Source organism: Pseudomonas sp. LAM2023 (assembly GCF_016620375.1).
In the GTDB taxonomy this organism is placed as follows: domain Bacteria; phylum Pseudomonadota; class Gammaproteobacteria; order Pseudomonadales; family Pseudomonadaceae; genus Aquipseudomonas; species Aquipseudomonas anuradhapurensis.
In genome coordinates this window covers 43,487-66,744 of sequence record NZ_JAENHV010000015.1, presented here as the reverse complement: position 1 = coordinate 66,744, position 23,258 = coordinate 43,487, and the positions used below count along the sequence as shown (strand labels likewise).

Annotated in this window: 21 protein-coding genes and 2 tRNA genes; 20 read left to right on the top strand and 3 right to left on the bottom strand. The window is 61.6% G+C overall.

All coding sequences use genetic code 11. The features are described from left to right. Nucleotides 1-72 precede the first annotated feature (72 nt). A complete protein-coding gene (locus JKP78_RS05960; protein ID WP_170032772.1) occupies nt 73-507 on the top strand; it encodes a type II toxin-antitoxin system RatA family toxin in 435 nt (144 codons plus the stop codon). A 62-nt stretch (nt 508-569) separates the two neighbouring features. Here JKP78_RS05960 and JKP78_RS05955 read toward each other — a convergent pair whose 3' ends face one another. Further along, entirely contained in the window at nt 570-1,103 is a 534-nt protein-coding gene (locus JKP78_RS05955; protein ID WP_186686691.1) for an outer membrane protein assembly factor BamE, read from the bottom strand. Nucleotides 1,104-1,200: 97 nt separating this feature from the next. Here JKP78_RS05955 and fur point away from each other — a divergent pair, with 97 nt between their 5' ends. Next, the gene (fur, locus tag JKP78_RS05950; protein ID WP_012274258.1) at nt 1,201-1,605 is read left to right on the top strand and encodes a ferric iron uptake transcriptional regulator; all 405 of its coding nucleotides are present in this window, start codon (nt 1,201-1,203) and stop codon (nt 1,603-1,605) included. A 208-nt stretch (nt 1,606-1,813) separates the two neighbouring features. On the opposite strand, the gene recN is transcribed toward fur, so the two are convergent. Then, nucleotides 1,814-3,487 (bottom strand): DNA repair protein RecN, encoded by a 1,674-nt coding sequence (gene recN / locus JKP78_RS05945; protein WP_170032768.1) that lies wholly within the window; start codon nt 3,485-3,487, stop codon nt 1,814-1,816. A gap of 193 nt (nt 3,488-3,680) precedes the next feature. Between recN and grpE the strand changes: the two genes are divergently transcribed. The 8 genes from grpE to JKP78_RS05905 all read left to right on the top strand — a co-directional run bounded on the left by grpE (nt 3,681) and on the right by JKP78_RS05905 (nt 14,077). Next, complete coding sequence (grpE, locus tag JKP78_RS05940) at nt 3,681-4,238, top strand: nucleotide exchange factor GrpE (protein WP_170032766.1); 558 nt, start codon at nt 3,681-3,683, stop codon at nt 4,236-4,238. Nucleotides 4,239-4,339: 101 nt separating this feature from the next. After that, on the top strand, nt 4,340-6,265 hold the full coding sequence (gene dnaK / locus JKP78_RS05935; protein WP_170032764.1) for a molecular chaperone DnaK: 1,926 nt from the start codon (nt 4,340-4,342) through the stop codon (nt 6,263-6,265). 197 nt (nt 6,266-6,462) lie between these two features. After that, entirely contained in the window at nt 6,463-7,587 is a 1,125-nt protein-coding gene (gene dnaJ, locus JKP78_RS05930; RefSeq protein WP_170032762.1) for a molecular chaperone DnaJ, read from the top strand. A 13-nt stretch (nt 7,588-7,600) separates the two neighbouring features. Then, the gene (gene dapB, locus JKP78_RS05925) at nt 7,601-8,407 is read left to right on the top strand and encodes a 4-hydroxy-tetrahydrodipicolinate reductase (RefSeq protein WP_170032760.1); all 807 of its coding nucleotides are present in this window, start codon (nt 7,601-7,603) and stop codon (nt 8,405-8,407) included. A gap of 309 nt (nt 8,408-8,716) precedes the next feature. Further along, on the top strand, nt 8,717-9,853 hold the full coding sequence (carA, locus tag JKP78_RS05920) for a glutamine-hydrolyzing carbamoyl-phosphate synthase small subunit (RefSeq protein ID WP_013974294.1): 1,137 nt from the start codon (nt 8,717-8,719) through the stop codon (nt 9,851-9,853). 105 nt (nt 9,854-9,958) lie between these two features. Beyond that, complete coding sequence (gene carB / locus JKP78_RS05915) at nt 9,959-13,180, top strand: carbamoyl-phosphate synthase large subunit (protein WP_015271865.1); 3,222 nt, start codon at nt 9,959-9,961, stop codon at nt 13,178-13,180. Continuing rightward, the gene (gene greA, locus JKP78_RS05910) at nt 13,177-13,659 is read left to right on the top strand and encodes a transcription elongation factor GreA (protein ID WP_046613135.1); all 483 of its coding nucleotides are present in this window, start codon (nt 13,177-13,179) and stop codon (nt 13,657-13,659) included. The genes carB and greA overlap by 4 nt, the downstream gene beginning before the upstream one ends. Next, nucleotides 13,637-14,077: an MFS transporter gene (locus JKP78_RS05905; protein WP_170032758.1), complete on the top strand. Its 441-nt coding sequence runs from the start codon at nt 13,637-13,639 to the stop codon at nt 14,075-14,077. The genes greA and JKP78_RS05905 overlap by 23 nt, the downstream gene beginning before the upstream one ends. 165 nt (nt 14,078-14,242) lie before the next feature. Here the strand turns inward: JKP78_RS05905 and yhbY are convergent, their stop codons facing one another. After that, nucleotides 14,243-14,551: a ribosome assembly RNA-binding protein YhbY gene (yhbY, locus tag JKP78_RS05900; protein WP_186686708.1), complete on the bottom strand. Its 309-nt coding sequence runs from the start codon at nt 14,549-14,551 to the stop codon at nt 14,243-14,245. Between the two features lie 102 nt (nt 14,552-14,653). On the opposite strand from yhbY, the gene rlmE reads away from it, so the two are divergent. The 10 genes from rlmE (at nt 14,654) to nusA (ending at nt 23,244) form a co-directional block, all read left to right on the top strand. Next, nucleotides 14,654-15,280 carry a 23S rRNA (uridine(2552)-2'-O)-methyltransferase RlmE gene (rlmE, locus tag JKP78_RS05895; protein ID WP_015271862.1) on the top strand — a complete coding sequence of 209 codons (627 nt, stop codon included), beginning with the start codon at nt 14,654-14,656 and terminating at the stop codon, nt 15,278-15,280. Nucleotides 15,281-15,484: 204 nt separating this feature from the next. Next, a complete protein-coding gene (gene ftsH / locus JKP78_RS05890; protein ID WP_170032756.1) occupies nt 15,485-17,389 on the top strand; it encodes an ATP-dependent zinc metalloprotease FtsH in 1,905 nt (634 codons plus the stop codon). A gap of 8 nt (nt 17,390-17,397) precedes the next feature. Beyond that, on the top strand, nt 17,398-18,249 hold the full coding sequence (gene folP, locus JKP78_RS05885; protein ID WP_170032754.1) for a dihydropteroate synthase: 852 nt from the start codon (nt 17,398-17,400) through the stop codon (nt 18,247-18,249). 16 nt (nt 18,250-18,265) lie between these two features. After that, nucleotides 18,266-19,606: a phosphoglucosamine mutase gene (gene glmM / locus JKP78_RS05880; protein ID WP_186686711.1), complete on the top strand. Its 1,341-nt coding sequence runs from the start codon at nt 18,266-18,268 to the stop codon at nt 19,604-19,606. Between the two features lie 65 nt (nt 19,607-19,671). Then, nucleotides 19,672-20,427, top strand: a complete 756-nt coding sequence (tpiA, locus tag JKP78_RS05875) for a triose-phosphate isomerase (protein ID WP_186686714.1) — start codon at nt 19,672-19,674, stop codon at nt 20,425-20,427. Between the two features lie 4 nt (nt 20,428-20,431). Further along, a complete protein-coding gene (gene secG, locus JKP78_RS05870; RefSeq protein WP_170032748.1) occupies nt 20,432-20,830 on the top strand; it encodes a preprotein translocase subunit SecG in 399 nt (132 codons plus the stop codon). 21 nt (nt 20,831-20,851) lie between these two features. Next, nucleotides 20,852-20,937 (top strand) — tRNA-Leu (locus JKP78_RS05865). 100 nt (nt 20,938-21,037) lie between these two features. Then, nucleotides 21,038-21,114 (top strand) — tRNA-Met (locus tag JKP78_RS05860). Nucleotides 21,115-21,244: 130 nt separating this feature from the next. Continuing rightward, nucleotides 21,245-21,703, top strand: coding sequence for a ribosome maturation factor RimP (rimP, locus tag JKP78_RS05855; protein WP_003249960.1), 459 nt, complete (start codon nt 21,245-21,247; stop codon nt 21,701-21,703). A gap of 59 nt (nt 21,704-21,762) precedes the next feature. After that, nucleotides 21,763-23,244: a transcription termination factor NusA gene (gene nusA / locus JKP78_RS05850; RefSeq protein ID WP_170032746.1), complete on the top strand. Its 1,482-nt coding sequence runs from the start codon at nt 21,763-21,765 to the stop codon at nt 23,242-23,244. The last annotated feature ends 14 nt before the right edge of the window (nt 23,245-23,258 follow it).

Here is a 23,258-nt window from a genome sequence, read left to right as displayed (position 1 = left end):
CTGTCATAGCTACACAAACTGTTTTCGGCACGCTGCGAAGCACCGCCACCCAGCCCTGGAAGTGACGCCTGGATGACTACCCATATTCAACGCTCCGCCCTGCTGCCATACCCCGCCAAGGCGCTCTACGACCTGGTCAACGATGTCGCCAGCTACCCGGAATTCTTGCCTTGGTGCTCTGACTCCACGGTGCTCGAAGCCAGCGACACGCAAATGCGCGCCAAGCTTGAAGTGGCCAAGGGTGGCATGAGCCAGCAGTTCGTCACGCGTAACGTGCTGGTGCCGGGGCAGTCCATCGAGATGAACCTTGAGGAAGGGCCATTCACCCAGCTGCATGGGCTGTGGGTGTTCAAGCCGCTGGGGGAAAAGGCCTGCAAGATCAGCCTCGACCTGTCCTTTGATTACGCCGGGCCGATCGTGCGTGCCACGCTGGGCCCGCTGTTCAACCAGGCGGCCAATACCCTGGTCGATGCGTTCTGCCAGCGTGCCAAGCAACTGAACAGCTGACTGCAAAAGCGGCAATAAAAAAGCCCGGAACTGGTCCGGGCTTTTTTGTACCTGCTCGCCGCTTACTGAGGCGAGGTTTCCAGCGGTGCGGGGGTTGGCACCGGGGTGGTCTCGATGGTGTCGATCTCGCGCTGGATGGACTCTTCCACCGAACCTGGCTTGGCCGGTTTCTCTTCTGGCTGCGCGTTAGGCTGCCCTGGTTGAGTGGCCGGGCTGACCGTGGTGTCGCCGCTGCCACCGAGGATTTCCTGGTCGCGGCTGACGCCTGGCATGAAGTCGCCGGACAGGCTCACCAGCTGGTCGCTTTCGTTGAAGAACACGCTCATGCGTTCCTGCTGACGTTTGCCGCCGCCTGGCTGGATGCTGTACAGGTAATCCCAGCGATTGGTGTGGAAGGTGTCCTGGATCAGCGGGTTACCCATGATAAACCTTACTTGCCGACGGGTCATTCCGGGGCGCAATTGGTCTATCATGTCTTGCGTAACGACATTGCCCTGCTGGATGTCGATTTTGTAAACCCCGGGAAACGAGCAACCGGCGAGTGCGAGCAGTCCCACTAGGGTGAGGCTGGTTAGCAAGAGCTTGGTGTTTTGCATCGGTGGGCGACTTCCACTATCTTGGCTGGACAACGTAAACCCCGATCATACCCGTATTAAGAGAAGCTGCGAAGCAGCATCGGCGAGAAAGCTGACCATGGTTGAAAATAGCGAATTGCGCAAAGCCGGTCTCAAGGTGACCCTGCCTCGAGTCAAGATCCTACAGATGCTCGACTCGACCGAGCAGCGTCACATGAGCGCCGAGGATGTCTACAAGGCGCTGATGGAGGCTGGCGAAGACGTGGGCCTGGCCACCGTCTATCGCGTACTGACCCAGTTCGAAGCGGCGGGTCTGGTGGTTCGCCACAACTTCGACGGCGGTCACGCAGTATTTGAACTGGCTGACGGTGGCCACCACGACCATATGGTCAACGTGGATACCAGCGAAGTCATCGAGTTCATGGATGCCGAGATCGAGAAGCGTCAGCGCGAAATCGTGGCCGAGCATGGCTATGAGCTGGTGGACCACAACCTGGTCCTTTACGTGCGTAAGAAGAAGTAACGATTTAATCGTTATGGATAGCAAAGGCGACCTTCGGGTCGCCTTTGTGCTTTCTGCGTTCTTGAAGTGTTGCGGGCTTCTGTAGGAGCGGCCTTGTGTCGCGAAGGGCTGCAGAGCAGCCCCGGCAATCGATGCATCGATACCGAAATCCTGGGGCCGCGTTGCGGCTCTATCGCGACGCAAGGCCGCTCCTACACGAAGCGCGCTATCAGGCCTTGCCGCTTACCACCATCTTGCGCGCATGCGCCAGCGATTCCTTGGTCAGGTCGATGCCACCGAGCATCCGTGCCACTTCCTCGACTCGCTCGCGCTTGCCCAGGCTGGTCACGGCAGTGTGGGTAGTGTCGCTGTTACGCACCTTGTGCACGAACAGGTGATGATGCCCTTGTGCGGCAACCTGCGGCAGGTGAGTCACGGTCAGCACCTGGCCGCGTTCGCCCAGGCGGCGCAACAGCTGGCCGACGATTTCCGCAGTCGGCCCACCGATCCCGACGTCGACTTCGTCGAACACCAGCGTGGGAATGCGCGAGGTCTGCGCGGTAATGACCTGGATCGCCAGGCTGATGCGCGACAGCTCACCACCTGACGCGACCTTGGCCAGGCCCTTCAGCGGCTGGCCGGGGTTGGCGCTGACCAGCAGTTCGATCTGCTCCAGGCCATGCGGTGACAGGTCGCTGCCCTCGTTTGGCGTCAGGGCGATGCAGAAGCGCCCGCCGGGCATGCCCAGGCGCTGGATCTCCTGCTCTACAGCTACCGCCAGCTGTTGCGCGGCCTGCTGGCGCAGGGCGCTGAGCTCGCGGGCCTTTTCTTTATAGTGCTGGGCGAAGGCAGCCAGCTCCTCACCCAGCCGCTCGATCGATTCGTCACTGGCGTTCAGGCTTTCCAGCTCTTCCATCAGCTGCTGCTGCAGGTGGGGCAGTTCGGTGGGGTGCACGCGGTGCTTGCGCGCCAGCGTATAGATGGTGTCGAGGCGTTCTTCCAGGGCCTGCAGGCGCATGGGGTCGGCGTCGAAGTTGTCGAGGAAGCGGTTGAGCTCGCCGACGGCTTCCTCGACCTGGATCTGTGCGCTGGCGATCAGGTTGGCCGCCTCGCTCAGTGCCTTGGGCGCGTGGGTGGCGGCACCCAGCCGGTTGAGGCTGGCGGTGAGGGCGCTGAGCACGTTGCCCGAATCGCTTTCGCTGCATTGGTCGATGACCTGGCGGCAGATGCCGAACAGTGCTTCGGCGCTGGTCAGTTGCTTGTGTTCCTGCTCCAGTTGCTCCAGTTCGTGCTCGCCCAGGCCGAGGTTGTCCAGCTCTTCCAGCTGGTAGCTGAGCAACTGGTGGCGGGCGCGTTGCTCATCGCCGGAATTGGACAGGCGCTCCAGCTCCAGGCGGGTCTGGTTCCAGCGCTTGGCGGCCAGCTGCACCTGGCGGGCCAGGTCGACGGCGCCGGCGTACTCGTCGAGCAGGCGACGGTGGGTGTCGGTCTTCAGCAGCGACTGGTGCTCATGCTGGCTGTGGATGTCGATCAGCAGCTCGCCCAGCGCCTTGAGGTCGCCGAGCGGGCAGGGCGTGCCGTTGATGTAGCCGCGGCTGCGGCCTTCGGCGGTGATCACCCGGCGCAGGATGCACAGGCCGTCGTTGTCCAGGTCGCGCTCGGCCAGCCAGGCATGGGCCTCGGGGATGTCCACCAGGTCGAAGGTGGCGAGGATGTCTGCCTTGTCCGTGCCGGGGCGCACCACGCCGCTGTCGGCCCGGTCGCCCAGGGCCAGGCCGAGGGCATCGAGCATGATCGATTTGCCGGCGCCGGTTTCGCCGGTGATGACGGACATGCCGCGGGCGATTTCGAGGTCGAGGTGTTCGACGATGGCGTAGTTGTGAATGGACAGGTGCACCAGCATGAGGGCAGCTCCCGAAAGTCAGATCTGGTTATTTATACAGTACTTTTTTCAGGCCTGCCAATGCCCTTTGCCGGATTGTGTTGCCGGGCGGAAAACCACCTTGCCCCCTTGAAGCTGGTTTTTCCGGCCCCATATAGCCGTCATCCAAGGCGAGCGTGGCTCGCAGTCCACAAATTTGCGCAGGAGAGACCCCATGGCTGATGAGCAGCTGAACGAGAAAGACCTTAACGTGGAAGAAGCCGGTGCAGGCAATGCTGCTGACGCCCGTGTTCTGGAACTCGAGGAACAGCTGGCCGCAGCCAAGGATCAGGCGCTGCGCGCCGTTGCCGACGTGCAGAATGCGCGTCGCCGTGCCGAGCAGGATGTCGAGAAGGCCCACAAGTTCGCCCTGGAGAAGTTCTCCGGCGACCTGCTGCCGGTGATCGACAGCCTGGAACTGGCCCTGGCCCACTCCAGTGCCGATGACGAGAACGTCAAGCAGATCCGCGAAGGTGTGGAGCTGACCCTGAAGATGTTCCAGGACACCCTCAAGCGCTACAACCTCGAAGCCATCGACCCGCACGGCCAGCCGTTCAACCCTGAGCATCACCAGGCCATGGCCATGCAGGAAAACGCCGAGGTCGAGCCGAACAGCGTGCTCAACGTGTTCCAGAAGGGTTACCTGCTCAATGGCCGTCTGCTGCGCCCCGCCATGGTGGTGGTCAGCAAGGCGCCGAGCGCGCCGCAACCCTCTATCGATGAAAAGGCTTGAAATCCTTCCGGGCATCCCCATCTAGGTGTCAAGCCTTCAAGTATTACCGCAGTTGGCCAAAGTAGTCGCTGCTACCAAATTCAAGTTTCGGGAGAGTTAACATGGGCAAAATCATCGGTATCGACCTGGGGACCACCAACTCGTGCGTCTCCGTTCTGGAAAACGGTAACGTCAAGGTCATCGAAAACGCCGAAGGCGCGCGTACCACCCCTTCGATCGTGGCCTACGCCAACGACGGCGAAATCCTGGTAGGTCAGTCGGCCAAGCGCCAGGCTGTGACCAACCCGCACAACACCCTGTTCGCAGTGAAGCGCCTGATCGGCCGCCGCTTCGAAGAAGACGTCGTGCAGAAAGATATCAAGCTGGTGCCGTACAAGATCGTCAAGGCTAGCAACGGCGACGCCTGGGTACAGGCCAGTGGCAAGGACATGGCACCGCCGCAGATCAGCGCCGAAGTGCTGAAGAAGATGAAGAAAACCGCCGAAGACTACCTCGGCGAGCCCGTCACCGAAGCGGTCATCACCGTTCCGGCCTACTTCAACGACAGCCAGCGCCAGGCCACCAAGGACGCCGGTCGCATCGCCGGCCTGGACGTGAAGCGCATCATCAACGAACCGACCGCCGCTGCGCTGGCCTATGGCATGGACAAGGCCAAGGGCGACCACACCGTCATCGTCTATGACCTGGGTGGTGGTACCTTCGACGTATCGGTCATCGAAATCGCCGAAGTCGACGGTGAGCACCAGTTCGAAGTACTGGCCACCAACGGTGACACCTTCCTCGGTGGTGAAGACTTCGACATGCGCCTGATCGACTACCTCGTCGACGAGTTCAAGAAAGAGTCCGGCATGGACCTGAAGAACGATCCGCTGGCTCTGCAGCGCCTGAAGGAAGCTGCCGAGAAGGCCAAGATCGAGCTGTCGTCCTCGCAGTCGACCGACGTCAACCTGCCGTACATCACTGCTGATGCTACCGGTCCGAAGCACCTGAACGTGAAGATCTCCCGCGCCAAGCTGGAATCGCTGGTCGAAGACCTGGTTCAGCGCACCATCGAGCCGTGCCGCATCGCCCTGAAAGACGCTGGTATCGACGTCGCCAAGATCGACGACGTGATCCTGGTCGGCGGCCAGACCCGTATGCCGATGGTGCAGAAGGCCGTTGCCGACTTCTTCGGCAAGGAAGCTCGCAAGGACGTCAACCCGGACGAAGCCGTGGCCATGGGTGCTGCCATCCAGGGCGCCGTACTGGCCGGTGACGTCAAGGACGTACTGCTGCTGGACGTCAGCCCGCTGACCCTGGGTATCGAAACCATGGGTGGGGTGATGACTTCGCTGATCGAGAAGAACACCACCATTCCGACCAAGAAGTCGCAGGTGTTCTCGACTGCCGACGACAACCAGGCTGCCGTGACCATTCACGTGCTGCAAGGTGAGCGCAAGCAGGCTGCGCAGAACAAGTCGCTGGGCAAGTTCGACCTGGCTGACATCCCGCCGGCTCCGCGTGGCGTACCACAGATCGAAGTGACCTTCGACATCGACGCCAACGGCATCCTGCACGTCAGCGCGAAAGACAAGGCCACCGGCAAGTCGCAGTCGATCGTGATCAAGGCCAACTCCGGCCTGTCGGACGAAGAAATCGAGCGCATGGTGCGTGACGCCGAGGCCAACGCCGAGGAAGACCGCAAGTTCGAAGAGCTGGCCGCTGCCCGTAACCAGGGTGACGCGCTGGTTCACTCGACCCGCAAGATGGTCGCTGACGCTGGTGACAAGGTTACCGCCGAAGAAAAAACCGCCATCGAGGCTGCCGTGGTTGCCCTGGAAGCCGCTGTCAAAGGCGACGACAAGGCTGCCATCGACGCCAAGGTCGAAGAGCTGTCCAAGGTTTCGGCACCGGTTGCCCAGAAGATGTACGCCGAGCAGTCGGCCGAACAGCCTCAGGGTGGCGCGCAGCACGCCGAGCCGGAAGCCAAGCACGATGACGTGGTTGACGCCGAGTTCGAAGAAGTGAAAGACAACAACAAGCAGTAATCCCTGCATGTTGTCGGCCAGTTCACCGTCGTTTGCCGGTGAGCTGGTAGGATGTCGCCGCGCGGGGGCTTGCTCCCGCGTTGGCGTATCTGGAATTCGAGAATCTTTACAGCATCTGTCAGCGGCCCCCGTGGGCAAACGGCAGGTGCTGATGGCGTGGCGCAGATGCCAGACGCCCAACAAGGTGCAAATGACCTATGTCCAAGCGTGATTATTATGAGGTCCTGGGTGTCGAGCGCGGCGCCAGCGAAGCTGACCTCAAGAAGGCTTATCGCCGTCTGGCGATGAAGTACCACCCTGACCGCAACCCCGGCGACAAAGAGTCGGAAGACAAGTTCAAGGAGGCCAACGAGGCCTACGAAGTACTGTCTGACGCGAGCAAGCGCGCGGCGTTCGACCAGTATGGTCATGCTGGCGTGGACCCGAGCATGGGTGGCGGTGGTGCCGGTTTCGGCGGTGCCAATTTCTCCGACATCTTTGGCGATGTGTTCAGCGACTTCTTCGGCGGTGGCCGCGGTGGTGGACGTGGCGGTGCCCAGCGTGGCAGTGACCTGCGCTACACCCTGGAACTGAACCTGGAAGAAGCGGTGCGTGGCACCACGGTCAGTATCCGTGTGCCCACCCTGGTCAACTGCCAGCCTTGCGATGGCTCCGGTGCCAAGAAGGGCTCCACGCCGTCGACCTGCCCGACCTGTGGCGGTATCGGCCAGGTACGCATGCAGCAGGGCTTCTTCTCGGTGCAGCAGACCTGCCCGCGCTGCCATGGCCAAGGCAAGATCATCACCGACCCGTGCACCTCGTGCCACGGCGAAGGGCGTGTCGAGGAATACAAGACACTGTCGGTCAAGGTGCCGGCCGGTGTCGATACCGGCGACCGTATCCGCCTGTCGGGCGAGGGCGAAGCGGGTACCCATGGTGGCCCGACCGGCGACCTGTACGTGGTGATCAACGTGCGTGAGCACGAGATCTTCCAGCGTGATGGCAAGCACCTGTACTGCGAAGTGCCGATCAGCTTCACTGATGCCGCCCTGGGTGGCGAGCTGGAAGTGCCCACCCTCGATGGCCGGGTGAAGCTGAAGATCCCCGAAGGCACCCAGACCGGCAAACAGTTCCGCCTGCGCGGCAAGGGCGTTGCCCCGGTGCGCGGTGGTGGTGCCGGTGACCTGCTGTGCCGGGTGGCGGTGGAAACCCCGGTCAACCTCAGCCGCCGCCAGCGCGAGCTGCTGGAAGAGCTGCGTGATTCACTGGAAGGCGACAGCTCCCACTCGCCCAAGGCCAGTGGCTGGTTCGATGGCGTGAAGCGCTTCTTCGGCGACCTCTGACAAGGAAATGGCTATGCGACGTATTGCAGTGATGGGCGCGGCAGGGCGAATGGGCAAGACCCTCGTCGAGGCCGTGCAGCAACAGGCGCCACAGGCTGGCCTGACCGCGGCGATCGATCGCCCGGACAGTACGCTGGTGGGGGCTGATGCCGGTGAGCTGGCGGCCCTGGGTCGTATCGGCGTGCCAATTTCCGACGACCTGGCCAAGGTGGTCGACGAGTTCGACGTGCTGATCGACTTCACCCACCCCTCGGTCACCCTGAAAAACCTGGCGTTCTGCCGCAAGGCGGGCAAGGCCATGGTCATCGGTACCACGGGCTTCACGCCGGAAGAGAAGCAGCAACTGGTCGACGCCGGCAAGGAAATCCCGATCGTCTTCGCGGCCAACTTCAGCGTTGGCGTCAACCTGTGCCTGAAGCTGCTGGATACCGCGGCGCGCGTGCTGGGTGACGATGTGGATATCGAAATCCTCGAGGCGCATCACCGGCACAAGGTCGATGCACCGTCGGGTACTGCGCTGCGCATGGGTGAAGTGGTTGCCCAGGCGCTGGGCCGTAACCTCCAGGAAGTGGCCGTGTACGGTCGTGAAGGGCAGACCGGTGCGCGTGAGCGCCAGACCATCGGCTTCGCTACCGTGCGTGCCGGTGACGTGGTGGGTGACCACACCGTGCTGTTCGCCGCCGAAGGTGAGCGGGTGGAGATCACCCACAAGGCCTCCAGCCGCATGACCTTCGCCAAGGGTGCCGTGCGTGCGGCGCTGTGGCTGGACGGGCGCGAGCCTGGCCTGTACGACATGCAGGATGTGCTCGAGCTGCGTTAAGCAGTTCGAGCGGTGCTGGCTTCTTCGCGGGCTTGCCCGCTCCCACACGGATTGTGAAGCTCCTGTGGGAGCGGGCAAGCCCGCGAAGAAGCCAGCGCCGATGTCAGCCTGTCGCATTGATAGGTTTTAGAGACACATCTGCGGTAGACCGAAAACGCACTTTTCTGTAAGCTACAGCTTTAGTGTGTCCACTAAAAGCGCGCAGCGAATTGAATTCAGCACATGAAAGCGGGGTGACGTGTCCATACGTCACTCCGCTTTTTTGCAACCTGCGATCGCCCTTTCATGCTTGATTAACGGGAGGTCTTCTTGACAAAGCCAGCCATACTCGCCCTTGCCGACGGCAGTATTTTCCGCGGTGAAGCCATCGGTGCCGACGGTCAGACCGTTGGTGAGGTGGTCTTCAACACCGCTATGACCGGCTACCAGGAAATCCTTACAGACCCTTCCTATGCGCAGCAAATCGTTACCCTGACCTACCCGCACATCGGCAACACCGGCACTACCCCGGAAGACGCCGAGTCCAACCGTGTCTGGTCCGCTGGCCTGGTCATCCGTGACCTGCCGCTGCTGGCCAGCAACTGGCGTAACACCCAGTCGCTGCCGGAGTACCTCAAGGCCAACAATGTCGTCGCCATCGCCGGCATCGACACCCGTCGCCTGACCCGAATCCTGCGTGAAAAGGGCGCTCAGAACGGTTGCATCCTCGCCGGTGACAACATCAGCGAAGAAGCCGCCATCGCCGCCGCCCGTGCCTTCCCGGGCCTTAAGGGCATGGACCTGGCCAAGGTCGTTTCCACCAAGGAACGCTACGAGTGGCGCTCCAGCGTGTGGGAGCTGAAGACCGACAGCCACCCGACCATCGAAGCCGCCGACCTGCCGTACCACGTGGTCGCCTTCGACTACGGCGTCAAGCTGAACATCCTGCGCATGCTGGTCGCCCGTGGCTGCCGCGTGACCGTGGTGCCGGCCCAGACCCCGGCCAGCGAAGTGCTGGCACTCAACCCGGACGGCGTGTTCCTGTCCAACGGCCCTGGCGACCCCGAACCGTGCGACTACGCCATCCAGGCGATCAAGGAAATCCTCGAGACCGAGATCCCGGTGTTTGGCATCTGCCTCGGCCACCAGCTGCTGGCCCTGGCCTCCGGCGCCAAGACCGTGAAGATGGGCCACGGCCACCACGGCGCCAACCACCCGGTGCAGGACCTGGATACCGGCGTGGTCATGATCACCAGCCAGAACCACGGCTTTGCCGTTGACGAGGCCACCCTGCCGGGCAACGTCCGCGCCATCCACAAGTCGCTGTTCGACGGCACCCTGCAGGGTATCGAGCGCACCGACAAGAGCGCGTTCAGCTTCCAGGGTCACCCTGAAGCGAGCCCTGGCCCGACCGATGTCGCGCCTCTGTTCGATCGTTTCATCGATGCCATGGCCAAGCGCCGCTGAGCATCCTGCTTCAAGGCCCCGGGCCGGCTAGCGCCGCGCCCGGAAGCGCCTGACCCAGATTGTTCAAGGCGGCTTGCCGACTGACCCCGGATTTGAGTGACAACCATGCCAAAACGTACAGACATCAAAAGCATCCTGATTCTCGGCGCCGGCCCGATCGTGATCGGCCAGGCCTGCGAGTTCGACTACTCCGGCGCCCAGGCCTGTAAAGCCCTGCGCGAGGAAGGTTTCCGCGTCATCCTGGTGAACTCCAACCCGGCCACCATCATGACCGACCCGGCCATGGCCGACGCCACCTACATCGAGCCGATCAAGTGGCAGTCGGTGGCCAAGATCATCGAGAAAGAGCGCCCTGACGCGCTGCTGCCGACCATGGGTGGCCAGACTGCCCTGAACTGCGCCCTGGACCTGGAGCGCCACGGCGTTCTGGAAAAGTTCGGCGTGGAAATGATCGGTGCCAACGCCGATACCATCGACAAGGCCGAAGACCGCTCGCGCTTCGACAAGGCGATGAAGGACATCGGCCTGGAGTGCCCGCGCTCCGGTATCGCCCACAGCATGGAAGAAGCCAACGCGGTGCTCGAGCGCCTGGGCTTCCCGTGCATCATCCGTCCGTCGTTCACCATGGGCGGCACCGGTGGCGGCATCGCCTACAACCGTGAAGAGTTCGAAGAAATCTGCGCCCGTGGTCTGGACCTGTCGCCGACCAAGGAACTGCTGATCGACGAATCGCTGATCGGCTGGAAGGAATACGAGATGGAGGTGGTCCGCGACAAGAAGGACAACTGCATCATCGTCTGCTCGATCGAGAACTTCGACCCGATGGGCGTGCACACCGGCGACTCGATCACCGTTGCCCCGGCACAGACCCTGACCGACAAGGAATACCAGATCATGCGCAACGCCTCGCTGGCGGTGCTGCGTGAGATCGGTGTGGAAACCGGCGGTTCCAACGTGCAGTTCGGTATCTGCCCGAACACCGGCCGCATGGTCGTGATCGAGATGAACCCGCGTGTGTCGCGTTCCTCGGCACTGGCCTCCAAGGCCACCGGCTTCCCGATCGCCAAGATCGCTGCCAAGCTGGCGGTCGGCTACACCCTCGACGAGCTGCAGAACGACATCACCGGCGGCCGCACTCCGGCATCGTTCGAGCCGTCGATCGACTACGTCGTCACCAAGCTGCCACGCTTCGCCTTCGAGAAGTTCCCGAAAGCCGACGCCCGCCTGACCACCCAGATGAAATCCGTGGGTGAAGTCATGGCCATCGGCCGTACCTTCCAGGAGTCCCTGCAGAAAGCCCTGCGCGGCCTGGAAGTCGGCGCCTGCGGCCTCGACCCGAAAGTCGACCTGGCCAACCCGGAAGCCTCCAGCATCCTCAAGCGCGAGCTGACCGTACCGGGCGCCGAGCGTATCTGGTATGTGGCCGATGCCATGCGCGCCGGCATGACCTGCGAGCAGATCTTCGACCTGACCGGCATCGACATGTGGTTCCTGGTGCAGATGGAAGACCTGATCAAGGAAGAAGAGAAGGTCAAGACCCTGGCCCTGTCGTCGATCGACAAGGACTACATGCTGCGCCTCAAGCGCAAGGGCTTCTCTGACCAGCGCCTGGCCAAGCTGTTGGGTATCACCGACAAGAACCTGCGCCGTCACCGCCACAAGCTGGAAGTGTTCCCGGTGTACAAGCGCGTCGACACCTGCGCTGCCGAGTTCGCCACCGACACCGCCTACCTGTACTCCACCTACGAGGAAGAGTGCGAGGCCAACCCGTCGACCCGCGACAAGATCATGATCCTGGGTGGTGGCCCCAACCGTATCGGCCAGGGTATCGAGTTCGACTACTGCTGCGTACACGCCGCGCTGGCGCTGCGTGAAGATGGTTACGAGACCATCATGGTCAACTGCAACCCGGAAACCGTCTCCACCGACTACGACACCTCCGACCGCCTGTACTTCGAGCCGCTGACCCTCGAGGACGTGCTGGAAGTGTGCCGCGTCGAGAAGCCGAAAGGCGTGATCGTCCACTACGGCGGCCAGACCCCGCTGAAACTGGCCCGCGCCCTGGAAGAAGCCGGCGTACCGATCATCGGCACCAGCCCGGATGCCATCGACCGTGCCGAAGACCGTGAGCGCTTCCAGCAGATGGTGCAGCGCCTGAACCTGCTGCAGCCGCCAAACGCTACCGTGCGCAGCGAAGAAGAAGCCATCAGCGCTGCTGGCGGCATCGGCTACCCGCTGGTGGTGCGCCCGTCCTACGTGCTGGGTGGCCGCGCCATGGAAATCGTCTACGAACTGGACGAGCTCAAGCGCTACCTGCGTGAAGCCGTACAGGTGTCGAACGACAGCCCGGTACTGCTCGACCACTTCCTCAACTGCGCCATCGAGATGGACGTGGATGCGGTGTGCGACGGTACCGACGTGGTGATCGGCGCCATCATGCAGCACATCGAGCAGGCCGGCGTGCACTCCGGTGACTCGGCATGCTCGCTGCCACCTTACTCGCTGAGCAAGGAAGTGCAGGACGAAGTCCGCGTACAGGTCAAGAAAATGGCCCTGGAGCTGGGCGTGGTCGGCCTGATGAACGTGCAGCTGGCCCTGCAGGGCGACAAGATCTACGTGATCGAAGTCAACCCGCGCGCCTCGCGTACCGTGCCGTTCGTGTCCAAGTGCATCGGCACCTCCCTGGCGATGATCGCAGCCCGCGTCATGGCCGGCAAAACCCTGAAAGAGCTGGGCTTCACCCAGGAAATCATCCCCAACTTCTACAGCGTCAAGGAAGCCGTCTTCCCGTTCGCCAAGTTCCCAGGGGTTGACCCGATCCTCGGCCCTGAGATGAAATCGACCGGTGAAGTCATGGGGGTCGGTGACAGCTTCGGTGAAGCCTTCGCCAAGGCCCAGATGGGTGCCAGCGAAGTGCTGCCGACCGGCGGTACCGCATTCATCAGCGTGCGCGACGACGACAAGCCGCAAGTGGCTGGCGTCGCCCGCGACCTGATCGCCCTTGGCTTCGAAGTGGTCGCTACTGCCGGCACCGCCAAGGTTATCGAGGCGGCTGGCCTGAAAGTGCGCCGTGTGAACAAGGTGACCGAAGGCCGTCCGCACGTGGTCGACATGATCAAGAACGACGAGGTGTCGCTGATCATCAACACCACCGAAGGCCGCCAGTCGATCGCCGATTCCTACTCGATTCGTCGCAATGCGCTGCAGCACAAGATTTACTGCACCACCACCATTGCGGCCGGTGAAGCCATCTGCGAGGCGCTGAAATTCGGTCCGGAAAAGACCGTTCGTCGCCTGCAGGATCTGCACGCAGGATTGAAAGCATGAGCATTACCAAGTACCCAATGACCGTCCAGGGCGCTCGCGCCCTGGAAGAGGAACTGCTGTTCCTGAGCAAGACCGAGCGCCCGCGCCTGAGCCAGGCCATTGGCGAAGCGCGCGAGCTGGGTGACCTCAAGGAAAACGCCGAATACCACGCCGCTCGTGAAGAGCAGGGCATGGTCGAGGCGCGTATCCGCGATATCGAAGGTCGCCTGCAGAACTCGGTGGTGATCGACGTGACCACCATTGCTCACACCGGCAAGGTGATTTTCGGCACTACCGTGGTGTTGGCCAACACCGAAACCGATGATGAAGTGACCTACCAGATAGTTGGCGAAGATGAAGCCGACGTGAAGAAAGGCAAGCTGTCGAACAGCGCCCCGATCGCCCGTGCCATCATCGGCAAGGAAGAAGGGGATACCGTTGTCGTGAAGACGCCGAACGGTACGGTCGAGTACGAGATTGTCGAAGTCAAGCACATCTGACCGGCGCCTGCGGGCGCCATCCCTCGAGGGGATCCTCTGGCAACTGGCCCAGGTTTTCTGGGTCGGGGGCCTGTGGGTGTTCCACGTCGGGTTGGTGCCTGCGCTCAAGGTCAGTGGCCTGGCGCCGCTGCTGGTGCAGGACATCGCCGGGCAGATCGACCGCTGGTTGATCGGTGTGGCGATGCTTGGCTTGCTGATCCAGTTGGCCGTGCTGGCCAGAGTGGACGGCCTGGCGGCCTGGTGGCGGCAGTTCCGGGGCCAGATGCTGTTGCTCGGCCTTGGCGCCTGCGTGGGGTATTACACCTTGCGCTACGGCATTTCCGTGGGCGAGCGCTGGCAGATGTTCTGCTTCCTGGTGCTGGGCTTTTCAGGGATTGTGCTGGTGGCCCAGCCGGTTCCGGTCAAAGTGCGCCGCTAGCCCAGGCTGTCACGGGCGTTGTAGGAGCGGCCTTGTGTCGCGATGGGCTGCGAAGCAGCCCCCTGGATATCAGCTTCGCCGCAGATACTGCAGGGGGCTGCTTCGCAGCCCATCGCGACACAAGGCCGCTCCTACAGGTAGCCCGCCGATCCGGGCGCCAAGCCGTTATTTGTAACGGTGGATGTTGGACAGCTGCTTGTTCGGCTGCGGGTTCTTGCGGTAGATCAGGGCTTTCTTGCCGATGGTCTGCACCAGCTCGGCGCGGCCGGCCTTGCACAGCTCGGCAATGGTCTCGGCGCGTTCTTCGCGGTCTTCCGAACGAATCTCGACCTTGATCAGCTCGTGGTCGACCAGGGCGCGCTCCAGTTCGGCAATGACGCCTTCATTCAAACCTTTGCCAGCAACGATCAGGACCGGCTTCAGGTCGTGACCAATGGACTTGTATTGCTTCTTCTGCTCGTTATTGAGCGGCATAATCTGACCCTTTCCGTCTGATTCTGTAAAATTGACCGGCATTTTACCCGAGGGCCACCGGCTCCGCCCAGTCAATCACGACGCATATCATCGAGGTGCCCCGTGGTACAACGTTCCAAAAGCAGCGCCAACTGGCTGCGAGAACACTTCAACGATCCTTTTGTGAAACAGGCGCAAAAGGACGGCTACCGCTCGCGTGCGAGCTACAAACTGCTGGAGATCCAGGAAAAGGACCGGCTGATCCGCCCAGGCATGAGCGTGATCGACCTCGGCGCCGCCCCCGGCGGCTGGTCGCAGGTGACCAGTCGTCTGATTGGTGGCCAGGGGCGACTGATCGCTTCCGACATCCTGGAGATGGACTCGATCCCCGACGTGACCTTCATCCAGGGCGATTTCACCCAGGACGAAGTGCTGCAGCGCATCCTCGAGGCGGTCGGCGATTCGCACGTGGACCTTGTGATTTCCGACATGGCCCCCAATATGAGTGGTACGCCCGCGGTGGACATGCCGCGTGCCATGTTCCTCTGCGAGCTGGCCCTCGATCTGGCAACCCGCGTGCTGAAGCCCGGCGGCGATTTCCTGATCAAGATCTTCCAGGGCGAAGGCTTTGACGTATACCTCAAGGACGTGCGCAGCAAGTTCGACAAGGTGCAGATGCGCAAGCCGTCGTCGTCGCGGGACCGTTCCCGCGAGCAGTACCTGCTGGGCAGGGGTTTCAAAGGGGCATGAAAGGTCTCCAGCGGGGTCGCCGATAGTTATTTCCAATCGGCCCTTCGCGTCAGGATCGCCCGAACTTCGTGTAGTCTAGCTTTCACAAAGGGTTACAGACGGTGCCTGCGTCTGCGTAGGTAATGTAGTAAGTTAGGGCGATGAATATCATGCGAGGAACGGCTGCGTCGTGCGCCGACCTCAGAGGGTAGCGAATTGAACGACATGGCAAAGAATCTGATCCTGTGGTTGATCATCGCAGCTGTCCTGGTGACAGTGATGAACAACTTCTCCAGCCCTAACGAGCCGCAGACCCTCAACTACTCCGACTTCATCCAGCAGGTCAAGGATGGCAAGGTTGAGCGCGTGACCGTCGACGGCTACATCATTACCGGCAAGCGCGCCGACGGCGACAACTTCAAGACCGTGCGCCCGGCCATTACCGACAACGGCCTGATCGGTGACCTGGTGGACAACCACGTCATCATCGAAGGCAAGCAGCCCGAGCAGCAGAGCATCTGGACCCAGCTGCTGGTGGCCAGCTTCCCGATCCTGGTGATCATCGCCGTGTTCATGTTCTTCATGCGCCAGATGCAAGGCGGTGCGGGCGGCAAGGGCGGGCCGATGAGCTTCGGCAAGAGCAAGGCGCGCCTGCTGTCCGAAGACCAGGTCAAGACCACCTTGGCAGACGTTGCAGGGTGTGACGAAGCCAAGGAAGAGGTGGGCGAGCTGGTCGAATTCCTGCGCGACCCGGGCAAGTTCCAGCGCCTGGGTGGCCGTATCCCCCGTGGTGTGCTGATGGTCGGCCCACCCGGTACCGGTAAGACCCTGCTGGCCAAGGCCATCGCCGGCGAGGCGAAGGTGCCGTTCTTCACCATTTCCGGCTCCGACTTCGTGGAAATGTTCGTGGGTGTCGGTGCCAGCCGTGTGCGCGACATGTTCGAGCAGGCCAAGAAGCACGCCCCGTGCATCATCTTCATCGACGAGATCGACGCCGTTGGTCGCCACCGTGGCGCCGGCATGGGCGGTGGTCACGACGAGCGTGAGCAAACCCTCAACCAACTGCTGGTGGAGATGGACGGCTTCGAAATGAACGATGGCATCATCGTGATTGCCGCCACCAACCGTCCGGACGTGCTCGACCCGGCGCTGCTGCGCCCGGGCCGTTTCGACCGCCAGGTGGTGGTCGGCCTGCCGGACATCCGCGGCCGCGAACAGATCCTCAAGGTGCACATGCGCAAGGTGCCGGTCGGCGAGAACGTCAACCCGGCGGTCATTGCCCGTGGTACCCCTGGCTTCTCCGGCGCCGACCTGGCCAACCTGGTCAACGAGGCCTCGCTGTTTGCCGCGCGTGCCAACAAGCGCCTGGTCGAAATGAAAGAGTTCGAGCTGGCCAAGGACAAGATCATGATGGGCGCCGAGCGCAAGACCATGGTCATGTCCGAGAAAGAGAAGCAGAACACCGCCTACCACGAAGCTGGCCATGCCATCGTCGGTCGCCTGGTGCCTGAACACGATCCGGTCTACAAGGTTTCGATCATTCCGCGTGGTCGTGCCTTGGGCGTGACCATGTTCCTGCCGGAAGAAGACCGCTACAGCCTGTCCAAGCGCGCACTGATCAGCCAGATCTGCTCGCTTTACGGCGGTCGTATTGCCGAGGAAATGACCCTGGGCTTCGACGGTGTCACCACCGGCGCGTCCAACGACATCATGCGTGCCAGCCAGATCGCCCGAAACATGGTGACCAAGTGGGGCCTGTCCGAAAAACTCGGCCCGCTGATGTACGCCGAGGAAGAAGGCGAGGTGTTCCTGGGCCGCAGTGCTGCCAGCCAGCACGCCAGCGTTTCCGGCGAAACCGCCAAGCTGATCGACTCGGAAGTTCGCAGCATCATCGACCAGTGCTATGCCACGGCCAAGCAGTTGCTCACCGACAACCGCGACAAGCTCGACGCCATGGCCGAAGCGCTGATGAAGTACGAGACCATCGACGCCGAGCAGATTGACGATATCATGGCCGGCCGTACCCCTCGCGAACCGCGCGATTGGGATGATGACTCTGCTTCGGGCAAGCCTGCTACCCAGGGCGATCGCCCGGAATCGCCGATCGGCGGTCCGGCGGCTCAACACTAAGGGCGTCTATGAGCTCAGTGCAGTACCCGACCCGGTTGCCTTGCGGCAACCGGGTTCTTGATTTGTCGCGTACCCATGTCATGGGTATTCTCAACGTCACCCCCGATTCCTTCTCCGACGGTGGCCGCTTCAACCAGCGCGACGAAGCGTTGCGCCATGCCGAAGCGATGGTTGCCGCTGGTGCCACGCTGATCGACATCGGCGGAGAGTCCACGCGGCCAGGCGCGCGCGCGGTATCGGTGACCGAGGAACTGGAACGGGTGGCGCCCATGGTCGAGGCCATCAACAGCCGCCTCGACGTGGTCATCTCGGTCGATACCTCCACGCCAGCGGTCATGCGCGAAGCGGCGCGCCTCGGTGCCGGGCTGATCAACGACGTACGGGCCCTGGAGCGCGATGGCGCCCTGGACGCTGCTGCAGATACTGGCCTGCCGGTGTGCCTCATGCACATGCGTGGCGAGCCGGGGAACATGCAGGACAACCCCCAGTACCAGGATGTGACCGCCGACGTTGCGCGTTATCTTGAACAGCGGATGGCCGCCTGCGCTGCGGCGGGTATCGACGCTGACAGAATCATCCTTGACCCGGGCTTTGGTTTCGCCAAGACACTGGCGCACAACCTGAGCCTGTTCAAGCACATGGAAGCGCTCTATCGCCTTGGGCGCCCGCTGCTGGTGGGTGTTTCACGCAAGAGCATGATCGGCCTGACGCTGGAACGTCCGGTCGGCGAGCGGTTGTACGGCAGCCTGGCGCTGGCGGCATTGGCCATGACCAAGGGGGCGAGCATCCTGCGTGTCCACGACGTGGCCGAAACCGTTGATGTGGTGCGCATGATCGCTGCGGTGCAGAACGCCGAATAAGAACATTGGAGTCCCTATGAGCAGAAAATACTTTGGTACCGACGGCATCCGTGGCCGTGTCGGCGAATACCCGATCACGCCTGACTTCATGCTGAAGCTCGGCTGGGCAGCCGGCATGGCTTTCCGCAAGCAGGGCCACTGCCGGGTGCTGGTGGGCAAGGACACGCGTATCTCCGGCTACATGTTCGAGTCCGCACTCGAGGCCGGCCTGTCTGCGGCGGGTGCCGACGTGATGCTGCTCGGGCCGATGCCGACGCCGGCCATCGCCTATCTCACGCGTACCTTCCACGCCGAAGCCGGTATTGTCATCAGCGCCTCGCACAACCCGCACGATGACAACGGCATCAAGTTCTTCTCGGGCCAGGGCACCAAGCTGCCGGATGAAGTCGAGCTGATGATCGAAGAGCTGCTCGACCAGCCCATGACCGTTGTCGAGTCGAGCAAGCTGGGCAAGGTTTCGCGCATCAACGATGCTGCCGGTCGCTACATCGAGTTCTGCAAGAGCAGCGTGCCCAGCAGCACCAGCTTCGATGGCCTCAAGCTGGTGGTCGACTGCGCCCATGGCGCTACCTACAAGGTTGCACCAAGCGTATTCCGCGAGCTGGGTGCCGAGGTGACCGTGCTGCATGCCCAGCCGGACGGCCTGAACATCAATGAAGGCTGTGGCTCGACTCACATCGAATCGCTGCAGGCTGCCGTGCTGGTCGGTCATGCCGACCTGGGCATCGCCTTTGACGGTGATGGCGATCGCGTGCTGATGGTCGACCACACCGGTGCCATCGTCGATGGTGACGAACTACTGTTCATCATCGCTCGCGACCTGCAGGAGCGTGGCAAGCTGCAGGGCGGAGTGGTGGGTACGCTGATGAGCAATCTGGGCCTGGAGCTGGCGCTGAAGGACCTGGATATCCCGTTCGTACGGGCCAAGGTCGGTGATCGTTACGTCATGGCAGAGTTGTTGGAGCGTGAGTGGCTGGTCGGTGGCGAAAACTCCGGGCACGTCGTGTGCTGCAACCACACCACCACTGGTGACGCGATCATCGCTGCGCTGCAAGTGCTGATGGCGCTCAAGCGTCGTGGCGAAACCCTGTCCCAGGCTCGTCAGGCCCTGCGTAAATGCCCGCAGGTGTTGATCAATGTGCGCTATGGCGCCAGCAAGGTCGACCCGCTGCAGCATCCGTCGGTCAAGGAAGCCAGTGCCAAGGTGACCGAAGCGTTGGCCGGTCGTGGTCGGGTGCTGCTGCGCAAATCCGGTACCGAGCCTTTGGTGCGGGTCATGGTCGAGGGTGAGGACGAAAGCCAGGTGCGTGCCCATGCCGAAGCGCTGGCCAAGTTGGTCGGCGAAGTTTGTGTCTGAAGGCGCTTGCCAGCGCAGATAGGGTTGGGTACTATCTGCGCCCACTTTGACCGACGAGGTAAAGCATGCGTCGCCCCATGGTAGCTGGTAACTGGAAGATGCACGGTACCCGCGCTAGCGTCGCTGAGCTGACCGAAGGCTTGAGAAATCTGGCCTTGCCGAGCGGAGTGGAAGTCGCGGTGTTCCCACCGGCCTTGTTCATCAATCAAGTGATCGATGGTCTGGCAGACAAGGGAATCATCGTCGGCGCACAGAATTCTGCAATACAGCCCGAACAGGGTGCGCTGACCGGGGAAGTTGCTCCGGAACAGCTGGTTGAAGCAGGTTGCAAGTTGGTCTTGATTGGTCATTCGGAGCGTCGCCAGATTATTGGTGAGACCGACGAAGTGCTCAATCGCAAGTTTGCAGCTGCCCAGGCCAAAGGTTTGAAGCCAGTGCTTTGCATCGGGGAAACCCTGGAAGAGCGCGAGGCCGGCAAGACGCTCGAAGTTGTCGGGCGTCAACTAAGCAGTATCATCGAAACATTCGGTGTTAAGGCTTTTGCCAATGCAGTAATTGCCTATGAGCCTGTATGGGCCATTGGCACCGGCCTTACGGCCACGCCACAGCAGGCTCAGGATGTGCACGCAGCCATCCGCAGCCAGCTGGCGGCAGAAGATGCTGAAGTGGCTGCGAAGGTGCAGCTGCTCTACGGCGGCAGCGTGAAGGCGGCCAATGCGGCCGAACTGTTCGGCATGCCGGATATCGATGGGGGGCTCATTGGTGGGGCTTCCCTGAACGCAGACGAATTCGGTGCAATTTGTCGCGCCGCAGGAAACTGAACAAATGCTGGAAACAGTCATCGTTGTTTTTCATCTGTTGGCAGCGCTGTCGCTTGTAGTGCTGGTTCTGTTGCAACAGGGTAAGGGTGCGGAAGCAGGTGCATCTTTCGGCGCGGGTGCTTCAAATACCGTGTTCGGGAGCCAGGGTTCTGCAACGTTCCTGAGTAAATTAACTGCTGTACTCGCTGCCACTTTCTTTTTGACAGCACTTGGGTTAGGATACTTCGCGAAGCAACAAGCTCACCAGCTTAGCCAAGCAGGTCTTCCAGATCCAGCAGTGCTAGAAGTGAAAGAGCCGCAGAAACCGGCAGTTAATGATGATGTACCGGTGCTCCAGCAGCAGAAGAGCGAAACCACCACTAACACTGGTGATGTACCTCCTCCGGCACAAGAGCAGAAGTAACGGGTTTCAAGTAGTAGTATTGCCGAGGTGGTGGAATTGGTAGACACGCAACCTTGAGGTGGTTGTGCCCATAGGGTGTAGGGGTTCGAGTCCCCTTCTCGGTACCAATTAAAGCTTGAGAGCCCGCTTTAGCGGGCTTTCTTGCAGGTGAAGGTTCGGATTTGACCCTCGAGAGGGTTCGGTCTTATACTTTTGCCCCAGCTTTGTCGCGGGGTGGAGCAGCTTGGTAGCTCGTCGGGCTCATAACCCGAAGGTCGTTGGTTCAAATCCAGCCCCCGCAACCAGCTTCAGCGGAGCCCCTTTTCAGGGGCTTTTTGCTAACCGAACAGTTTTCGGCGTCGTTGTCCAACGGCGCTTTCAGGGATGGGCGCTTTGCCCATTTTTTATTTGCACAGCATGCACGAGGGGGTTCAGGTGTCGAGCAAGCTAGAACAGTTGCAGGCCTTGTTGGCCCCGGTTGTCGAGGGTCTGGGCTATCAATGCTGGGGGATCGAATACGTTTCCCAGGGTAAGCATTCGGTACTGCGCATCTACATCGACAAGGAAGGCGGTATCCTGGTGGACGACTGCGAAGCGGTCAGCCGTCAGGCCAGCGCAATCCTCGACGTAGAAGATCCGATCAGCAGTGAGTACACCCTCGAGGTGTCTTCTCCAGGCATGGATCGCCCACTGTTCACTCTGGAACAGTTTGCCTCGCATGCCGGCGAACAAGTGAAGATCAAGCTGCGCTCACCCTTCGAGGGTCGTCGTAACTTCCAGGGCCTTCTCCGTGGTGTGGAGGAGCAGGATGTGGTGGTCCAGGTGGACAATCAGGAATTCCTGTTGCCGATCGACTCGATCGACAAGGCCAATATTATTCCCAGTTTTGACTGAGACGTGCCGGGCCCGGCGGATTATCCGGGCCCAATGGCTTGCGCAAGGCGAGGCGTACGATGAGCAAAGAAGTACTGCTGGTTGTTGAATCGGTATCCAACGAAAAAGGTGTACCGCCCGGCGTCATTTTCGAAGCGCTGGAAGTGGCCCTGGCCACTGCAACCAAAAAACGTTTTGAGGACGAAGTCGACCTGCGTGTGGAAATCAACCGCCACACCGGTAGCTACGAGACCTTCCGTCGCTGGACCGTGGTCGACGAAGCCGATCTTGATGATCCGGCGATCGAGACCTGGCTGGACAAGATCAAGGACACCCACCCTGAAGCCAAGGTCGGTGACGTGATCGAAGAGAAGATCGAGTCGATCGAGTTCGGCCGTATCGCCGCCCAGACCGCCAAGCAGGTCATCGTGCAGAAGGTCCGCGAGGCCGAGCGTGCCCAGGTGGTCGATGCCTACCGCGAACGCGTTGGCGAGATCATCTCCGGCACCGTCAAGAAGGTTACCCGCGACAACGTCATCGTTGACCTGGGCAACAACGCCGAGGCCCTGCTGGCCCGCGAAGACATCATTCCGCGCGAGACCTTCCGTGTTGGCGTGCGCCTGCGTGCGCTGCTCAAGGAAATTCGCACCGAAAACCGTGGCCCACAGCTGATCCTGTCGCGCACCGCGCCGCAGATGCTGATCGAGCTTTTCCGCATTGAAGTGCCGGAAATTGCCGAGGGCCTGATCGAAGTCATGGCTGCCTCCCGTGATCCGGGTTCGCGAGCCAAGATCGCCGTCCGCTCCAAGGACAAGCGCATCGACCCGCAAGGTGCCTGTATCGGCATGCGTGGTTCGCGCGTCCAGGCCGTATCCGGGGAGCTGGGTGGTGAGCGTGTGGATATCGTCCTGTGGGACGATAACCCGGCGCAGTTCGTCATCAACGCCATGTCGCCGGCTGAAGTCGCGGCGATCATCGTTGATGAAGATGCCCATGCCATGGACATCGCCGTCGCCGAGGACAACCTGGCCCAGGCCATTGGCCGTGGCGGTCAGAACGTTCGCCTGGCCAGTCAGCTGACCGGCTGGACCCTGAACGTGATGACCGAGAAGGACATCCAGGCCAAGCAGCAGGCCGAAACCGGTGACATCCTGCGCAATTTCATCGATGAACTGGAAGTCGACGAGGAGCTGGCCCAAGTGCTGGTCGACGAAGGCTTCACCAGCCTCGAAGAAATTGCCTACGTACCGTTGGAAGAAATGCTCAACATCGATGGCTTTGACGAAGAGATCGTCAACGAGCTCCGCGCTCGAGCCAAGGACCGTTTGTTGACCAAGGCCATCGCTACCGAAGAAAAACTGGCAGATGCCCACCCAGCCGAAGACCTGCTCTCCCTCGAGGGCATGGACAAGGACCTGGCGGCGGAACTGGCGGTGCGCGGCGTGGTTAACCGCGAAGACCTGGCCGAGCAGTCGATTGACGATCTGCTCGACATCGACGGCATCGACGAAGAGCGTGCCGGCAAGTTGATCATGGCCGCCCGAGCCCACTGGTTCGAGTAATTAGGCGCGGCCTG

Coding starts and splice junctions, on each gene's coding strand:
- JKP78_RS05960 (WP_170032772.1), top strand. CDS start 73: ATGACTACCCATATTCAACGCTCCGCCCTGCTGCCATACCCCGCCAAG.
- JKP78_RS05955 (WP_186686691.1), bottom strand. CDS start 1,103: ATGCAAAACACCAAGCTCTTGCTAACCAGCCTCACCCTAGTGGGACTG.
- fur (WP_012274258.1), top strand. CDS start 1,201: ATGGTTGAAAATAGCGAATTGCGCAAAGCCGGTCTCAAGGTGACCCTG.
- recN (WP_170032768.1), bottom strand. CDS start 3,487: ATGCTGGTGCACCTGTCCATTCACAACTACGCCATCGTCGAACACCTC.
- grpE (WP_170032766.1), top strand. CDS start 3,681: ATGGCTGATGAGCAGCTGAACGAGAAAGACCTTAACGTGGAAGAAGCC.
- dnaK (WP_170032764.1), top strand. CDS start 4,340: ATGGGCAAAATCATCGGTATCGACCTGGGGACCACCAACTCGTGCGTC.
- dnaJ (WP_170032762.1), top strand. CDS start 6,463: ATGTCCAAGCGTGATTATTATGAGGTCCTGGGTGTCGAGCGCGGCGCC.
- dapB (WP_170032760.1), top strand. CDS start 7,601: ATGCGACGTATTGCAGTGATGGGCGCGGCAGGGCGAATGGGCAAGACC.
- carB (WP_015271865.1), top strand. CDS start 9,959: ATGCCAAAACGTACAGACATCAAAAGCATCCTGATTCTCGGCGCCGGC.
- greA (WP_046613135.1), top strand. CDS start 13,177: ATGAGCATTACCAAGTACCCAATGACCGTCCAGGGCGCTCGCGCCCTG.
- yhbY (WP_186686708.1), bottom strand. CDS start 14,551: ATGCCGCTCAATAACGAGCAGAAGAAGCAATACAAGTCCATTGGTCAC.
- ftsH (WP_170032756.1), top strand. CDS start 15,485: ATGGCAAAGAATCTGATCCTGTGGTTGATCATCGCAGCTGTCCTGGTG.
- folP (WP_170032754.1), top strand. CDS start 17,398: ATGAGCTCAGTGCAGTACCCGACCCGGTTGCCTTGCGGCAACCGGGTT.
- glmM (WP_186686711.1), top strand. CDS start 18,266: ATGAGCAGAAAATACTTTGGTACCGACGGCATCCGTGGCCGTGTCGGC.
- tpiA (WP_186686714.1), top strand. CDS start 19,672: ATGCGTCGCCCCATGGTAGCTGGTAACTGGAAGATGCACGGTACCCGC.
- secG (WP_170032748.1), top strand. CDS start 20,432: ATGCTGGAAACAGTCATCGTTGTTTTTCATCTGTTGGCAGCGCTGTCG.
- nusA (WP_170032746.1), top strand. CDS start 21,763: ATGAGCAAAGAAGTACTGCTGGTTGTTGAATCGGTATCCAACGAAAAA.